The sequence below is a fragment of the Neomegalonema sp. genome (genome assembly GCF_028688855.1).
Classification (GTDB): domain Bacteria; phylum Pseudomonadota; class Alphaproteobacteria; order Rhodobacterales; family Rhodobacteraceae; genus Neomegalonema.
This window is the reverse complement of the sequence record NZ_JAQTXI010000030.1, coordinates 1-15,620: the sequence shown is the minus strand read 5'-3', so window position 1 is coordinate 15,620 and position 15,620 is coordinate 1. Positions and strand designations below refer to the sequence as shown.

The following is a 15,620-nucleotide window of genomic DNA, read 5'->3' as shown; positions in this document are numbered from 1 at the left end:
GCTTCCTCTCTCCGGACATGATCTGCTCCTGGTGGTTTGCGCTCAGGGGTGGATGGAGGCGGCGTTCCGACGCGCCGCCTCCGCCCTTCCTTATCATATGTGGGCGTGCGGATGAATGCGCCCGGCGGGCTTCCCAAGATTTTCCACATTCAGATGCGGGTGCTGGCGGCTTCAGCCCGAGCGCCCGGCGAGGAGAGACATGAGTCTGTATCGATATAGCGGCCCGGCCTCCGCCGTCACGCTGGAGGGGAGCGCGGAGACGATCCTGATCCCCGGCTCCGTGGTCGAGCTTCCTGCGGACAGCCCGTGGGTCAAGACGATGATCGCCCGGGGATTGCTGACGCTTGCGCGCCCCGCCGAAGAGTCGAAGCCCGCCCCGAAGGCGGAGGGCAGATCCAGATCCGAGGCGCCCGCCGAGAAGGAGAAGACGTGATGGCCGCTAATTTTCTGCACGGCGTCGAAACCATCGAAATCGATCGCGGGCCTCGGCCGATCAGCGCCGTGAAGACCGCCGTCGTCGGCCTGGTCGGAACTGCGCCGATCTTCGAAGTCGACGGGACGCTCGCCAGCGTCAACGAGCCTGTGCTGATCCAGTCGGATCGCGAGGCGGCGCGATATTTCGGAACCCGGCGCGAGGGCTTCACCATTCCCCAGGCGCTGAATGCGATCTTCGCCCAGGGAAAGGGCGTCGCGATCGTCGTCAATGTCTTCGATCCCTCGATTCACGCCGCAGACCAAGGGGCCAAAGACGTGACCTTCGCCGTGAGCGGCAAGGCCGATCTGGGCCGCGAGGGGGTCTTCGACCTCGTCCTGACCAATGCCGGCGGCACCGTGACCTATGTCGCCGGAACCGACTTCACGCTGGATCCGGGCGCGGGCGTCGCGACGCGGCTTGAGGGCGGCGCCATCGCGGCGGGCGCGACCGTCAAGGCCGCGTTCAGATACGCCGATCTCTCCAAGGTCACGGCCGGGACGATCATCGGCGCGGTGGATGCGGCCGGGAATCGCACCGGCCTTCAGGCGCTTCTGGATTGCCATGGCGAGATGGGCTTCCAGCCGAAACTTCTGATCGCGCCGGGATACGGCTCTCTGGCGAGCGTCTCGACCGAGCTGGACGCCATGGCGCACAGATTGCGCGCGCTCGCGCTGATCGATGCGCCCGCCGGGACCGACGTGGCTGATGTCGTGGCGGGGCGCGGGCCCTCCGGGGCCATCAACTTCAACAGCTCCAGCGAGCGGAGCGTGCTCTGCTATCCCCATCTCAAGGTCTATGATCCTGTGATCGACGCGATCCGGCTGGAGCCCCTCAGTCCATATCTCGCCGGGGTGATCTGCGCCGTGGATATGGAGGAGGGATATTGGGTCAGCCCCTCCAACCATGAGATCAAAGGAGTCATCGGGATCGAGCGCCGCCTTTCGGCGATGATCAACGATCCGTCCACTGACGTGAACCGCCTCAATGAGGCGGGGATCGTCACGATCTTCAACGCCTTCGGCTCGGGCCTGCGCGTCTGGGGCAACCGCACCGCCGCCTGGCCTTCGGTCACCCATCCGAAGAACATCATCCCGGTGCGCCGGGTGGCCGACATGCTGCATGAGAGCGTCGAGCAAGCCATGCTCCAGTTCATCGACCGCCCGATCAATCAGGCGCTGATCGACGACGTGCGGGAGACGGTGAACGGCTTCATCCGGACCCTGATCGGCCGCGGCGCCCTGATCGACGGGCGATGCGTCTTCGATCCGGCGAAGAATGAAGAGACGCAGCTCGCGGCCGGCCATCTCGTCTACGACATCGAATTCATGCCGCCGACGCCGGCCGAGCGCATCAGCTTTGAAAGCTTCATCAACATCGCGCTGCTGAGCCAGCTCCGCGGATCGTAAAGGGGAGCTCGCCGCTCATGAGCAAGATCGCCATCAATCGCTTGGCCAACGCCAATATCTATATGGACGGAGGATCGCTTCTCGGCCGAGCCGAGGAAATCGATCTGCCCCAGGTCAAGCACAAGATGATCGAGCACAAGGGGCTCGGCATGGTGGGTACGGCTGAATTCTTCTCCGGCGTGGAGAAGATGGAGTGCAAGATCAAATGGGCCTCCCTTTATCCGGAGGTCCTGCTGTCCGTCGCCAATCCCTTCAAGAGCGTGCGTCTTCAGGTGCGCTCATCGCTGGAGACCTACACCGGCCAAGGGCGCGTGGCGGAGACTCCGGTCGCGGTCTTCATGACCGCCACCTTCAAGGATTTCCCGCTCGGGAGCTTCAAGCAGCATGAAGCCGTATCGCTCGAAAGCAACCTCGCCGTCACTCACGCCAAGATGGAGATCGGGGGTCTCCCGATCTTCGAACTCGATGTGATGGAGAACATCTACAAGGTCGCCGGATCCGACGTCCTTGAGCGCTATCGCATCAATATCGGCGGCTGAGCCGCATCGCCTCCCGGCGATCCAAAGGATCACCCCAGACATCCAGCCCAAAGGTGAGGACCATGACCGAGCAGACTTCGACGATTCAAAAGGACGGCTCCCGCAGCGTCGTCCTGCCCGTTTCCGGCCGGACGGCCGTGCTGCGCGTGGGCAAGGGGCGCGACATGCGCCTGGCCGCCCGCCATGTCAATCCATCCCAGGATCCGATCGGCTACGCCATGGCGCTCGCCGCCCAGCTGGCCACCATCGACGGCGCTCCGGTGCTGCCGGAGGATCTGGACGAGATGGACATGGAGGACGTCTCGGCTCTGATGTCCGGCCTGCCGGGAAAGTCCCCTCTCCCCGCGACCTCTTCGCCCTGATCTCCGTCACGGGTTGGGCCGCCTCGGAGATCGACGGGATGGAGATCTCCGATCTCAATGATTGGCTGGAGGAGGCGATCCTGCACGCCAAAGCGACGAGGGCGGCGCGCGAGGGCGCCTCATCCTGACTTCTTCTTGTTGAGCGGTGGCGGTCTTGGACAGCGTCTTCAATCTCTCCGTGATCATCGCCGCCATCGATCATCTCACCGGGCCTGTCCGGCGGATGGCGTCGCAGATGGGCGATCTCGACCGCGTCGCAGGACGTGGCGCAGCCATGCGGGACTGGGGAACGCGCGCCTCCGTGGCGGGCGCTCTGGTCGAGGGCGCGGCGGGCAAGATGACCCGCGCGATCCGCGGACCGATTGAAATCGCCGCCGAATTCCAGGAGGCCATGTCGCTGGTCGGCGCGGTCACCAAGGACATCACCGGCGAACAGCTGGAGGCGTTGCGCAAGCAGGCGCTCGCGCTCGGCGCCTCCACCACCTTCTCCGCCACCCAGGCCGCCGAAGGCATGGGGTTTCTGGCCAAGGCGGGCTTTGACGCCGCGGCGCAGATGGCGGCCATGCCCTCCATGCTCGATCTGGCGCGCGCCGGAGCGGTGGACCTCGGGCGCACCGCCGACATCGCGTCCAACATCCTGTCCGGGTTCGGCCTGGATGCGGCACAGATGACGCGCGTCGCCGATGTGATGGTGGCGGTCTTCACCACGGCCAACACCGACATCCCGATGCTGGGCGACACGATGAAATACATCGCGCCCCTCGCTCGCGCCGCAGGCCTGAGTCTGGAGGAGGCCGCCGCCATGGCGGGCCTGCTGGGCAATGCGGGCATTCAGGGCAGCGAGGCGGGCACGGCCCTGCGCGCCATGCTCCAGCGCCTCGCGGCGCCCACGGGCGAAGCGGCGAAGCTCTTGCGCAGTCTGGGCGTCTCCATCGCCGACGAGAAGGGCGATCTGCGCAATATGGTGACGCTGCTGAACGAGGTCGGCGCGGCGGTCGAAGGGCTGGGCACCCAGAAGCAGCTGGAGGCCATCGGGACGATCTTCGGGGCGGAGGCGGCGGCCGGAGCGGCGGAGCTGCTCTCCAAAGGCAAGAAGATCGGCGATTATGTCGCGGAGGTGACCAAGTCGCAGGGGCGCGCCGCGGATGTCGCCAAAAAGATGGCGGATAATTTCCGCGGCGCCCAGACCGAATTCTCCAGCGCCGTCGAAACCCTGAGCATCTCCCTCGGAACCATTCTTCTGCCGCGCCTCACCGAGCTGGCGCTTTGGGGCGCCAAGGCGGCTTCGGGGCTGAACGAATGGGTCGCCGCCCATCCGGAATTGGCGAAGACGGGCATGATCGTCGCGGGGTTGGCCGCCGCCGTCATCGCCGTGGTCGCGCCGATCATGGCCGTGGTCGGGGCCTTCGCCACGATGGTCGGCGCCGGATTTGGCGCCTTCGCGAAGATCGGTCTGGCCGTGGTCTGGCTTGCGCCGAAATTCCTGGCGGCCGTCACGGCGATCCGCGTCTTTGCGGCCGGCCTCTGGCTCGCGGCGGGCAATCTTCCCTTCCTGATGGTGCGGCTCGCCCTTATGGGCGCCCTGTTGCAGGGGAGGCTGGTCGCCGCTTTCCGTATGGCCGCCGTCGCGGCGCGCGCTTTTGGCTTGGCCCTTCTGACCAATCCCATCGGCCTCGCCGTCGCCGCCATCGTGGCCGGAGCCTTGCTGGTCTGGCGCTATTGGGAGCCGATCTCCGGCTTCTTCAAGGATCTCTGGGCGCGCGTTCAAAGGGCGTTTGAAGGATTTTCAAACTGGGTTTCCGGATGGTGGGAGCGCATGTCCTCCGGAGCGCGGCGAGGCTTCGACTGGATGGCGGCGATTCCGCGTCTGGTCTGGGGCGACTTCGTCGCAGCCCTGACCTGGGAGAATTTTGTTTCAGCTCTCGACTGGGTCTCCTGGATCCTGCCGATCCGCTGGCTCGACTTCATTCCCGGCTTCAGCTGGTCCGCGATCCTCGGCGGCGCGCTCGACTGGGGTCGCTGGATCTTGGCCCTGAACTGGAGTGATTTCATTCCCGGCTTCAGCTGGTCTGGCGTTCTGGGATCAATCGCGGCTCTCGATTGGGGCGCCCTGATTCCGGATCTGGATTGGCGGCGATTCATCCCGACCATGCCGGATGTCGATTGGTCCAGTCTCGTCGACGCCATGCGGACGCCCTTCGACCTCGCCTTCGCCGGGATCTCCAGCGTCTGGGACGGGCTGAAATCTCTGTTGGCCTGGTCGCCCATCGCCACGATCACCGAAGCTTTCGGCCCCATCGCGGATCATTTGGCGGGCATCCTCTCAGGAGCGGTCGGCGTGGCCTCCGGCGCCTGGGAGAGGCTGCGCGGGATCTTCTCCCGCGGCGATGTGATCGAAATCGCCGCCGGGGATCCGGCCTCCGTCGAAAGAGCGACCCGCGCGTCTGACGAACTGCGCGTCGCCATGGAGGCCGTGGCGGCGGTGGACGTCGGCGCCTCCGTCGCCGCGGTCAACGCTCTGGCCGCCGAGGCCGCCGAGACCATGGCGCAGATTTCGGGCATGGAGGCGGCCATGGGCCGGGCCGTCCAACTCGGCGCGCGCGCTCTGGCGCGGGCTTCATTTTATGACGAGGGCGTCGCCTTGGCGGGGACGCTTGGCGATGGTCTGGCGTCTCAGGATTTCCGCAGCCATGGCGTTTCTCTCATGCGCACGCTGGCCGCAGGAATTCGCGCCGGAGCTTCCGACGCGGTGGCCGCGGTGCGCGAAACCGTTCAGGCTATGCGCGACCACCTGCCGCATTCGCCGGCGAAGATCGGCCCTCTTTCGGATTTGCATCGCGTGCGCTTCGCCGAAACGCTGGCGGAAGCCGTGCGTCCCGCTCCGGCGGTGGCGGCCGTCGAGCGGCTGGCGGCTGAAATGGCCGCCGCCCTGCGCGCGCCTCTTGCGGCGCCCATGGTCGGATCGGAGCGGCTTCCTGTGATGCAGGCGGCGAGGTCTTTGCCGCAAGTCGGCTTCTCCTCGTCAAGAGAGGGATTGAGATCTCCCGCCGCCGGATCTTCCGATTCGGCGGCGGGCGGCAAGATCGAGATCCACTTCGCGCCGAGCCTCTCCTTCGCGGCGGGCTTCGGCGGCGATGAGGTCCAGACGCGCGAGGCGGTCATGAAGGCCCTGCGCGAGATGGGGTATGAATTGGCGCAAATCCTGGGCGATGAGGCGGCGCGCCGCCAGCGCCTTGAATATTGAGGCTTCGACATGTTCGCCATGCTGGGTTCGATCAGATTTCAGACGTCGATCTCTTTTGAGGGGATCTCAAGCAAGCGCGCCTGGGATTACGCCCAGCATGCGGTGATCGAGGGCAAGCCGAAACTGCAATATGTCGGCGAAGCCTTGGGAGAGATCGTCATCGACCTCGTCCTTCATGTGGATTACTGCGATCCTGATGTGGAGCTGGCGAAGCTGCGCGTCGCCGCCTCGCGTCATGAGGCTCTGCCTTTCGTCTATGGCTCAGGCCATTATGTCGGGGTCTTCGTCATCCGCCAGATCGACGTCACGATGCGGCATACCGATGGAGCCGGCGTTCTCCTCTCCACGCGCGCCAGGGCCGTGCTTCTGGAGCATGACGCCAAAGGGGCCGCGACCTCTGACCTGCGGATTGAGAACAACGCCGCCCGGACCTCAGGCGCAGGCGGCAAAACGCGGAAGGCGGCTCCATCTGCGCCGCCTTCGGAGGCGGCCGACTCCACGCCGTCCTCCAGAATCGTGAGGGCCTGACATGGCGGAATATGTCGAGCATCTGACCAGCGAGGGCGATCGCTGGGATCTGCTCGCCTGGACCTATTATGGAGACGCCCATCTTTACGAGCCGATCGTCACGGCCAATCCGGGCGTCCCGATCCGGCCGTTTCTGGAGGCGGGCGTCCTCTTGCTCGTGCCTGTCCTGCCGGATGCGGTCGTCGTCGACCAGGGCCTCCCCCCGTGGAAGCGGAGGGGCTCATGATCATCCCCGCCGCGCAATGGGTTTTGATCTATGAGGGGAGCGACGTCACGGCTGATATCGCCCCAGAGGCGATCTCCATCGCCTATGTCGATTTTGAGCATGGGAAATCCGACGAAATCGAAGTGCGGCTCAAAGATCGCTCGCATCGCTGGAAGGGCGCCTGGCTGCCCTCCAAGGGCGATCTGATGAATCTGAAGATCGGGTGGGCGGGGGCGCTCTTGCCCTGCGGCGAGTTCGAGGTGGATGAAATCGGCTTCGAGGGGCCTCCGGATGTGGTCGTCATTCGCGGACTCGCCGCGCCGGTCAGCGCCGGTCTGCGCACGGAGCGGACGCGCGCCTTCGAGAACAAGACCCTGCGTCAGATCGCTGAACAGATCGCCTCCGAGCATGGGTTGACGCTGGAAGGCGAGATCGAGGAAGGCGCCATGCGGCGCGTCACGCAATATGTCGAGCGCGATCTCGAATTCCTGCGCCGCCTCGCCGGAGACTATGATCATGTCGTCTCCGTGCGGGGGAAGATGCTGTATTTTGCGAAGGCGGGAGATCTGGAGCGCCAGACGCCTGCTGCCTCCATTCCCAGAGCGAAGATGGGCCGCTTCAGCTTCAGGGATTCCTCGCGCCAGATCTACAAGGCTTGCGCGCTCTCTTATCATGATCCCGAGACCTCCCGGTTGATCAAGGTGACGGTGGAGGCGGAAGGGGTGACGACCGGCGACGTGCTGGAGGTCAAGGCGCGGGTGGAGAGCGAGGCTCAGGCCCGGATCCGCGCCGCCGCCGAGCTGAAGCGCGCCAACGCCCGCGCCCTGACCGGGCGGATCGACCTCAAGGGAGACCCACGGTTGGCGGCGGGCGTCGTGATCGAGATTCCGGATCTGGGCGCCCTGTCGGGGCGCTATCTCATCGAAACCTCCCGCCATCGCATCGAGCGCCGGGCGGGCTATGTGACGGAGGTCGAGCTGCGCCATGTCCAATCCTAGACTGGGGATCGTGGTCGAGATCGATCCAGTCGGCGTCAGGGCCCGCGTGCGATTCTCCGATCACGACGAGATTGTCAGCTGGTGGCTTCAGATCCTCCAGCCGCGCACGAAGGGCGACAAGGCTTACTGGATGCCCGCCGTCGGCGAGCATGTCGCAGCGCTCATGGACGAGCATGCGGAGGCGGGCGTCGTTCTGGGCTCCATCTATTCCGATGCGGACAGGCCGCCCGCCTCAGATCCGGGCGTCCACGCCATCCTCTATGGCGACGGCGCCTCGTTGACCTATGACAAGGGTGCCCGTGCGTTTATTCTCTCCGTCGGAGGAACGCGGGTGGAGATCTCCGCCTCCGGCGTAGCCATCTCAGGTCCACGCCTGACCCATAACGGCGTGAACGTGGGCGAGACCCATGTCCATGAAGGCGTGCGCCGTGGAGATTCGACGACCGACGCGCCCTCCTGACTTGGCCGACAGGCGGATTTGCGCATAAGCTGGGCAGACGCTTTCGTCTGGAGGGACTGCTGTCCGGGTCGGGGAGATCATGCAAAGCGCATAATCTCCCTGCATGGCTCAAGATGTTCGCGACATAGCCGCCGCCGATTGGCAGCCCCGCCTGGGGGCGCATGGCGAGATCGTGGCTGGCCTGGAGGACATCCATCAATGCGTCAGGATCATCCTCCTGACGCCCAAAGGCTCCGTTCCGCATCGCCCGGAATTCGGCTCCGATCTCTGGCGTTATCTGGATCGGCCCATCGCCGAGGCCCTGCCGCATGTCGTGCGCGAGAGCGTCGACGCGCTCCGTCGCTGGGAGCCCCGGATCGAAGTGATCCGCGTCGCTCCGCAGAATCTGGCGACGACGCATCTGCGTCTGACCGTCGAATGGCGCCTCAACGGCCGCGGCGAGATGATCGCCACCGAGGTGCGCGATGTCTGACGCGCTCCCCGAGCCGAGTTTCGTCGAGCGCGATCCGCGCGGGTTGACGGCGCAGATGGTGGCCGATTACGAAGCCATGGTCGGACGCAAGCTGCAACCCGCCCAGGTCGAGCGGCTGCTCGTCGACGTGATCGCCTATCGGGAAAGCTTGGTCCGCATCGCCATTCAGGAGGCGGCGAAGCAAAACCTTCTGGCTTACGCCGCCTTCCCCATGCTCGATCATCTGGGCGATTTGCTGGGCGTCCGTCGTCTGCCTCCAGCTTCGGCCGTCGCCACCCTGCGCTTCGTCTTGGACGCCGCCCGCTCCGGCGTGACGATCGTCTCCTCCGGAACGCGGGTCCGCTCCGGAGACGGACGCGCGGTCTTCGCCACGACGGCGCCCGTCGAGATCCCCGCAGGGAGCCTGTTCGTCGAGGTCGCCGCCTCGGCCGAAGCGCCCGGCGAAACCGGCAATGGCTATGTGGAGGGGCAGATCGCCGATCTGCTGGATCCGCTGGCGGGAATTTCGGTCGTCAACATCTCGACCTCTCATGGCGGCAGGGCGGCTGAAACGGATGATCGCCTGAGGGGGCGCATCCGCGAGGCCCCGCGCAGCTTCTCCGTCGCCGGTCCGGTCGGCGCCTATCGCTGGCATGCGATCGCCGCGCATCAGTCCATCGTGGATGCGGCGGTCCTCAGCCCGCGCCCGGGCCTGGTGCGCGTCCATATCCTCACGGATAAGGGCGCCCCCAGCGCGGAGTTGCTGGATCTCGTCGCCGCGCGCCTCTCCGACGACAAGACCCGCCCCCTGACCGACAGGGTGGAGGTCATGGCGCCTATCCGCGCGCCTTACCGGATCGTCGGATCCGTCACCCTTTATCGCGCCGCCGACGCCTCCGTCACGATGACGGCCGTCCGCCGCGCCGCCGAAGCCTGGGTCGCAGAGCGCCGGTCCGGGCTTGGGCGCGATCTCGTGGAGAGCCAGCTCGTCGCCGCGCTCTCGGTCTCAGGCGTCTATCGCATCCAGCTCGCTGAACCTCTCTGGCGCGAGCTGGGTCCGGAGGAATGGGCGGATTGCACGGGGATCGATCTGATCCTGGCGGGGACGGCCGATGGGTGAGGACCTGCGCCTACTCCCGGCTGGGATCGACGACGAACGCAGTCGCGCGCTCTTGGGGCTGCTCGGTCGCCTCGACGATCTCGATCTTGCGACCCTGCTGATCTATCGTCTGGACGATGTGCCCGACGGCGCCCTGCATCTGCTCGCCTGGCAATTCGACCTCATGGGCGGCGCGGGATGGGATCTCGCCGCGACGCCGCAAGAGCGCCGGGCCTTCATCCGTCGCGGCCTCGATCTGCATCGCCATCGGGGGACGCCCTGGGCGGTTCGCGAGGCCGTCAAGGCCATCGGCTATGCGGGAGCCGACATCGTCGAGGGCGCTCCAGTTGTGCTGTACGACGGAGAGGCCGCCTATTCCGCCGCCGCCGATTATGGTTCAGGCCTGCGTTGGGCGACCTTCCGGGTTCTGGTCGATCTCGGGGCGAAGAGCCTGACCTCCGAGCAGATTGTACAGCTGTTCCATCTGATCGAGATCTGGAAGAACGCCAGATCCCATCTGGTTGGACTGGGCGCTCGCCTTGGCCTTGCTGACGAACTGCAAGCTCAGGCGCATCTCGCAACGATGACGCGTTATCACAGCGAAGATGTCGTTCCGTGGGGACGTCGCTATGACGGCTCTCTGCGGCATGAGCATGGGATCCGCCGCCTCCATGACGGCGGGCTGCTCCATGACGCCGGAAGCGAACACAAGGGCTGGGGTCCGGCGGGCGCGCTCTACGATAATCGACAGGCCGACCTCTCATTCCGCCTCAGCCTCAGCGCTGAAGAAAGTTTCGGGAGCGCGGCGCTCCACGACGGTCGTCGCCTCTATTCCGGGATCCTCCATGGAGCCGACCGGCCCTCGGTCGTGGATCCCGTCATGCCTATCCGGGTGACGCGCCATGCTCTCCATTCCGCCCCGGTTCATCACCATGCAAACGTCCTTTGAGGGAGTCATGCACGCAGTTGAAACGCTCGCCTTGCGAGGCTCGCTCCAGATCGACATCCGCCGAAGCGGCGCGCTGATCGAGAGCTGGCGCGACGAGAACATGATCATGCCCGGCGCGCGCGACGCCCTGGCGCGCCTGATCGCCGGAGACGGCGCGGGCAAGATCGTCACCCGCTTCGGCGTGGGGACGAGCGCCGATGGTCCCGCCTCTTGGGAGGATGCGGCTCTGACCACACCCTTCATCAAAGCGGTCGCGGGCTACAGCTATCCGGCCCCCGGCCGCGTTCAGTTCGACTGGCGACTGGAGACTTCGGAGGCCGTTGGCCTCGTCATCCGGGAGTTCGGCCTGATCACATCAGACGGATCGCTTTTCGCCCGCAAGACCCGCGCTCCGATCGAGAAGGCTGACGACATCAGCCTCGACGGGGCCTGGACCATCATCTTTTGACGACGGAAGCGCATCATGGCGAATTTGCCGGAAGAAGCCGCCTGGCGGTCGGGAATTTATCAGATCGAGATGACCGATCCTGTGGTGGGAGGGCCGGATGGAATCTCGAATATCCAGGCTCGTCAACTTGGAGACCGAACGGCCCACCTGAAGATGGCGATGGACAACGCCAGGGGCGGGTTCCCAGATCTTGCGGCGCGGCTTGGCGGCATGCAGGATGCGATTGAGGCGACGCTCCCTCCTGCGGCCGACGAGCTTGTTCAGGCTCGGGTGGCGGAGGTGATCACGACGGGCGCGCGCCTCGTCCTGCAGGCGGACCAAACGGCGTATCTCGACATCGGCGAGGGCGGCCATTTCCCGATCGGCGAAATTCAGCGGGCCCTGAACCTCGCCGCGAGCTGGGACGGCTGCGGCCGCGTCGTCGTGCGGTTGCGCCCCGGCGAGCATGTCATGACCGTGCAGGCCAAAGCCCCGCCGGGCGCGCTCACAATCGTCGAAGGCTGGCGCGGGGCCGACGGCAAACTCTGGGCGGAGCGGACGATTGAGGCTCTCTCCATCGCACCTGGCGGTCCTCTGGATCCGGCCCTGCCGTTAGGGGCGCAGCGGACGGTCATCACGGCCACGCTCGACAGCGTGTCGGGGATCGTTGCTGGACAGACGATCCGCCTCGCCTGCGACGAATGGGCCTCCTCCACGCGGACGGCCGCGCAAATCGAGGTCACCGACGCCTGCGCCGGCGTTTTCCGCGTCGTCTCCGTCACCGCCGCGACGCGCCGCATGGTCGTCCATGGCGTTGATCGACGCACGGCTTTCCCGGTGCAGCCCGTCCCTGTGGGTCATAAATGCCTGGTTCCGTATTCTTGGTGCCGCACCGCCGTCGATTTCGCCGGAGGGGCCTTCGTCGCCGGCGACTCCAATGTCGGCTTGCCACGCTCGGATCTGCGCCTGAACCTCGCCCTTGACGTGACAGACAGCCGGGGCCGCAGCGTAGGGGCGCTGGCGCATTACGGTTCGACGCTGACGTGGCGGCCCTACGAACTCTGGATCCACGGCGCGGATCGCAACGGGATCTGGGCGATCGGCGCAGACCTGTGCGGCCACGGGCTCTGCGTCTCCGGATGCGGCGCGAACGTCGTCGGACAGGAGGGGCACAGGATCACACTGTTTCAGCCCCGTCTGACCCAGGCGCGGGACTATGCGGCGGTGTCGAGCCTCTTCGGAAGCTGGGTTTCATCGCTCGGGCATTTCCACGGCGGACACAGCACGATCTACTGCAACCGCACGAACATGAGCACGCCCTACGCGAGATCCCATGGCGGTTTCTACGCCGCGCATGTCGAGCGTGGGCAGTTGACGCTGGAGGGCCACGTCACCGAGGGGCGCAGCTATCTGCACGGCGAGCGCGGCGCGATGACGATTCTCGGCGGCGGCCCCACAGGAAGCGCCATCGTCCAGATCACGGAGGCGACCGATTTCGGGAATCGGGCGATCGCGGTTCGGGGCGGCGGGCTGCTGCTGGGCGTCACGGCGGCCCCCCTGACGGGCGTGGCGCGCGGGCGGGTCACGAATTCGGGCGGCTGGATCGGGGGCGTCGACGAAATGCCGACGCTGGATCTCGGCGTGACGTTTTTCGTGAACTCCGCCACGGGATCCGACACGACCGGCGATGGTTCGGCGGGCGCGCCCTATGCGACGATTCGTCAGGCGATCCGCAGCGCGCCTTCCGGCTGCGCGCTGACCATCAACCTGCTTTCGGATTATTCCTCGGCGGGCAGGACGGCGGAGAGCGTCGTCAACAAGCCGTTCCAGTTCATCCGCATTCAAGGCGCGAATGTGAACAGCGCCCGCATCAAGCGGACATGGACCTTCGCCAATCACGACCACGGCGACGGGACCTATAGCGTCGGCGGGCTGGTCTTCAGCGAGCTTCACGGCCCGATCGACGTCACGCTCGACAGTCTGGGCCTGCGCTTCCCCGCCGCCCCCGAGACCGGGACGCCCTCCCCCTACAACGCGCTGATCGGGCGCGATCTGCACGCGCTGGGACCGTCGAGGGCGTCCCTGCGGCTGCTGCGCTGCGACATCGAGCGCCCGGCGGCCGCCACGGCCTGGATCGTCGGCGCGAGCCGCGGGTTCGTCGAGCTGGACGTGCAGGCGGGCTCCTGGCCGACGGCGCAGGCGGGCAAATGGATCGATGGCGCGGGCGCGGCGGGGGCGGCTGCGCCCGCCTGGGCGCGGCTGCGCGGGTTGACGACGCTCTGAGGAGACGAGCATGAGATATGAGATTGACGGTCGGATTTATCCGGGCGTGCGCGAGGCGCGGGCGGCGGGCCATGACGAGGCGGCTATCCTCGCGGCCTGGCGGGCGGGGAGGCGCGCTCAGGCTCTGACGGCGCTGCGGGCGCGGATCGATCTGGCGGCCTCTCCCGCCGAGCGGGAGACGGTGGTCTCGGACGGCCATGCGCTCACGCGGCTGGCCCTGACCGTCGTCGCGGCGGCTCTGGCGGAGGCTGGCTCGGCGACGCTGAGGGCGGCCATCGGCTCGAAGAGCGCCGCGCTGGGATTCGACGCGCTCGGGCTGGCGCAGGCGGAATACGCCGGGCATGAGCTGGCGGTGGCGCATCTGCGGGCCGGCGGCTCGGTGGATGATTTGCCGGAAGGCGCGATTTGCCCGCCGGTGCTGCTCAAAACGGCCGCGAGCGACGCCGAGACGCGCCTGGCGCGCGGGAGGGCCGTGGATGCGGCGCTCTCCCGCGCCTATGCCTCCTATGTCCAGACGAGCGCGCTGCTGGACGCCGAAACGCCGGATCTGGACGCCATAGCCGCAGAGGAGGTCGCCGCCGAGGCCGCCGCTCTCGCGCCGCCGCCGGTCGAAGAGCCCGCCGCCCCGCCGCCTTTGGATGACGACATGCCGGATCTGGACCTCGCGCCGCCCGCCGAATCGGGGGAACTCTGATGCGCCGCGTCTTCGCCTTCTTCGGCCGCCGCCTGCTTGTCTGGTTCAGCCAGACGGGGGCGTTTCTCCTGACAGGATCGCCCGATGTGACGCTCTCCGCCCTCGCGGCCTATCGCGGCGACGCGCAAGGGCGCCCCGGTTGGCGGCGACTGCGGCGCATTATCGACGCGCTCTTCTGGTTCGAGCATTGCCACTGCTCCCAGGCCCTGGAGGCCGAAATCACATCCGAGCAAATGCCGTCAGACATGCGTGCTTATGTCGAGGCGGAAAGACGGCGACGGATGCTTGAGGATTCAGCCAGTGGGCCGCTCTCAAGAATTTCGATGGCGCGGACATATGGGCGGTATGGGACCCAAGCCGCAGGACTGCATCTCGGTCAAGGAGAGGAAACTCCATGAGGGGAAATATTGTCTTTGCCGTGTTGTGCTTATTGGCGGTTATCGCCACCGCCCTGACTTGGGCCTTTGGAGACGTCCAACGCAACCCGCTCAAAGACGAATCGCCAGCCATGGATTCAAATGCGCAGGATCGTCCGCTTCTGCGCCACCGCCTCGCCGACGCCGGATGGAGTCTGGTGCAGACCGATAAGCGTGGGGTTGATCATCGCGTGACGGTCCCTGCCGCCTTGCTCGGCGGCGCTCAAACGGAGACCCCGCCTTGGTTCGCATTGGTGCGCGCCGTCTATCCGACAAGCCCGGAGGTGAGGGCGCAATTCCCTAGCGCCTCTCCCGAATCGCGCGGCGAATGCGGCGGCGCGCTCTATGTAGGCGGATATGTCGTGACGGCCGCACATTGCGTAGTGGATCGCACAGGAGCAGCGCCGCTGCGGCTGGAGATCTGCATCGAGCCGCGGGGCCGCTCAAATTGTCGAGCGAGTTACTTGATTCATGCGGCGGTGGTGGATCTGAATTTCGAGCCGGATGGCGCGGCCGGTTATCGTGACGACCGGGCTGTCGTTATGCTGCCCGATGATCCGGGCGGAGGCGTCGAACTCCCCCAGACGCCCCGCGCCGAAGTCGAGACGGGCGAGTCCGTCCACATCTTTGCGATGGGCTCGAATGGGGATGGTCACTTGGGGGAGTTCGTCAGTCGGTGCTCTCAGCCGGTCGTGGACGTGCGGCGTGCCATTGTGGAGACAAGAGGGGAGGCGTGCCGCATCCGTCGCGCCGACAGTGGGAGCCCGGCTGGGCGCGAGCTGCCCTCGGGAGTTATCGTCCCGACATTGATCGTTTCCAGCTATGACCCCCTGGATGAGAGGAGGAACTTCTTCTCGCCCCTCAGGCCTGACAAAATCAGAGCGGCTATCATGGCCATGGAAGACTGATTTAAAGGGCAAGAAAAGAGCGCTTGCAGATCACGCAGCGCTCTTTCGGGGGACAGGGAATATCTATTCAAGGTTGCAACAGGGAACTCTGATGGTGCTGATTTCGTCAATCGCCAAGGGAAGACGAATTTCTCAAACCTTGTGTCCCAATTTCTCAAACCTTGTGTCCCGCTATA

Annotated in this window: 18 protein-coding genes; all 18 read left to right on the top strand. The window is 66.1% G+C overall.

Annotated features, from left to right (window positions below; genetic code table 11):
• The first annotated feature begins 199 nt into the window (after window positions 1-199).
• Window positions 200-433 carry a hypothetical protein gene (locus PHN62_RS16065; RefSeq protein ID WP_300152363.1) on the top strand — a complete coding sequence of 78 codons (234 nt, stop codon included), beginning with the start codon at window positions 200-202 and terminating at the stop codon, window positions 431-433.
• Window positions 433-1,881: a phage tail sheath subtilisin-like domain-containing protein gene (locus PHN62_RS16060; RefSeq protein WP_300152362.1), complete on the top strand. Its 1,449-nt coding sequence runs from the start codon at window positions 433-435 to the stop codon at window positions 1,879-1,881. The genes PHN62_RS16065 and PHN62_RS16060 overlap by 1 nt, the downstream gene beginning before the upstream one ends.
• Window positions 1,882-1,898: 17 nt before the next feature.
• On the top strand, window positions 1,899-2,420 hold the full coding sequence (locus PHN62_RS16055) for a phage major tail tube protein (protein ID WP_300152361.1): 522 nt from the start codon (window positions 1,899-1,901) through the stop codon (window positions 2,418-2,420).
• Window positions 2,421-2,482: 62 nt separating this feature from the next.
• The gene (locus tag PHN62_RS16050) at window positions 2,483-2,782 is read left to right on the top strand and encodes a hypothetical protein (protein WP_300152397.1); all 300 of its coding nucleotides are present in this window, start codon (window positions 2,483-2,485) and stop codon (window positions 2,780-2,782) included.
• Window positions 2,779-2,910: a GpE family phage tail protein gene (locus tag PHN62_RS16045; RefSeq protein WP_300152395.1), complete on the top strand. Its 132-nt coding sequence runs from the start codon at window positions 2,779-2,781 to the stop codon at window positions 2,908-2,910. The genes PHN62_RS16050 and PHN62_RS16045 overlap by 4 nt, the downstream gene beginning before the upstream one ends.
• Window positions 2,911-2,936: 26 nt before the next feature.
• On the top strand, window positions 2,937-6,026 hold the full coding sequence (locus PHN62_RS16040; RefSeq protein WP_300152360.1) for a phage tail tape measure protein: 3,090 nt from the start codon (window positions 2,937-2,939) through the stop codon (window positions 6,024-6,026).
• Window positions 6,027-6,035: 9 nt separating this feature from the next.
• On the top strand, window positions 6,036-6,554 hold the full coding sequence (locus tag PHN62_RS16035) for a phage tail protein (protein WP_300152359.1): 519 nt from the start codon (window positions 6,036-6,038) through the stop codon (window positions 6,552-6,554).
• A gap of 1 nt (window position 6,555) precedes the next feature.
• Window positions 6,556-6,780 carry a tail protein X gene (locus tag PHN62_RS16030; protein WP_300152358.1) on the top strand — a complete coding sequence of 75 codons (225 nt, stop codon included), beginning with the start codon at window positions 6,556-6,558 and terminating at the stop codon, window positions 6,778-6,780.
• Window positions 6,777-7,757, top strand: a complete 981-nt coding sequence (locus PHN62_RS16025; RefSeq protein WP_300152357.1) for a phage late control D family protein — start codon at window positions 6,777-6,779, stop codon at window positions 7,755-7,757. The genes PHN62_RS16030 and PHN62_RS16025 overlap by 4 nt, the downstream gene beginning before the upstream one ends.
• The gene (locus PHN62_RS16020) at window positions 7,744-8,217 is read left to right on the top strand and encodes a phage baseplate assembly protein V (RefSeq protein ID WP_300152356.1); all 474 of its coding nucleotides are present in this window, start codon (window positions 7,744-7,746) and stop codon (window positions 8,215-8,217) included. Before PHN62_RS16025 ends, PHN62_RS16020 begins: the two co-directional genes overlap by 14 nt.
• Window positions 8,218-8,320: 103 nt before the next feature.
• A complete protein-coding gene (locus PHN62_RS16015) occupies window positions 8,321-8,689 on the top strand; it encodes a GPW/gp25 family protein (RefSeq protein ID WP_300152355.1) in 369 nt (122 codons plus the stop codon).
• Complete coding sequence (locus PHN62_RS16010; RefSeq protein WP_300152354.1) at window positions 8,682-9,788, top strand: baseplate J/gp47 family protein; 1,107 nt, start codon at window positions 8,682-8,684, stop codon at window positions 9,786-9,788. Before PHN62_RS16015 ends, PHN62_RS16010 begins: the two co-directional genes overlap by 8 nt.
• Complete coding sequence (locus PHN62_RS16005; RefSeq protein ID WP_300152353.1) at window positions 9,781-10,716, top strand: phage tail protein; 936 nt, start codon at window positions 9,781-9,783, stop codon at window positions 10,714-10,716. The genes PHN62_RS16010 and PHN62_RS16005 overlap by 8 nt, the downstream gene beginning before the upstream one ends.
• Before the next feature lie 7 nt (window positions 10,717-10,723).
• A complete protein-coding gene (locus PHN62_RS16000) occupies window positions 10,724-11,164 on the top strand; it encodes a hypothetical protein (RefSeq protein ID WP_300152352.1) in 441 nt (146 codons plus the stop codon).
• A 15-nt stretch (window positions 11,165-11,179) separates the two neighbouring features.
• Window positions 11,180-13,426, top strand: a complete 2,247-nt coding sequence (locus PHN62_RS15995; protein ID WP_300152351.1) for a hypothetical protein — start codon at window positions 11,180-11,182, stop codon at window positions 13,424-13,426.
• A gap of 10 nt (window positions 13,427-13,436) precedes the next feature.
• Entirely contained in the window at window positions 13,437-14,120 is a 684-nt protein-coding gene (locus PHN62_RS15990; protein ID WP_300152350.1) for a hypothetical protein, read from the top strand.
• A complete protein-coding gene (locus PHN62_RS15985; RefSeq protein ID WP_300152349.1) occupies window positions 14,120-14,518 on the top strand; it encodes a hypothetical protein in 399 nt (132 codons plus the stop codon). The genes PHN62_RS15990 and PHN62_RS15985 overlap by 1 nt, the downstream gene beginning before the upstream one ends.
• Window positions 14,515-15,444 (top strand): trypsin-like serine protease, encoded by a 930-nt coding sequence (locus PHN62_RS15980; RefSeq protein WP_300152348.1) that lies wholly within the window; start codon window positions 14,515-14,517, stop codon window positions 15,442-15,444. The genes PHN62_RS15985 and PHN62_RS15980 overlap by 4 nt, the downstream gene beginning before the upstream one ends.
• Window positions 15,445-15,620 lie beyond the last annotated feature (176 nt).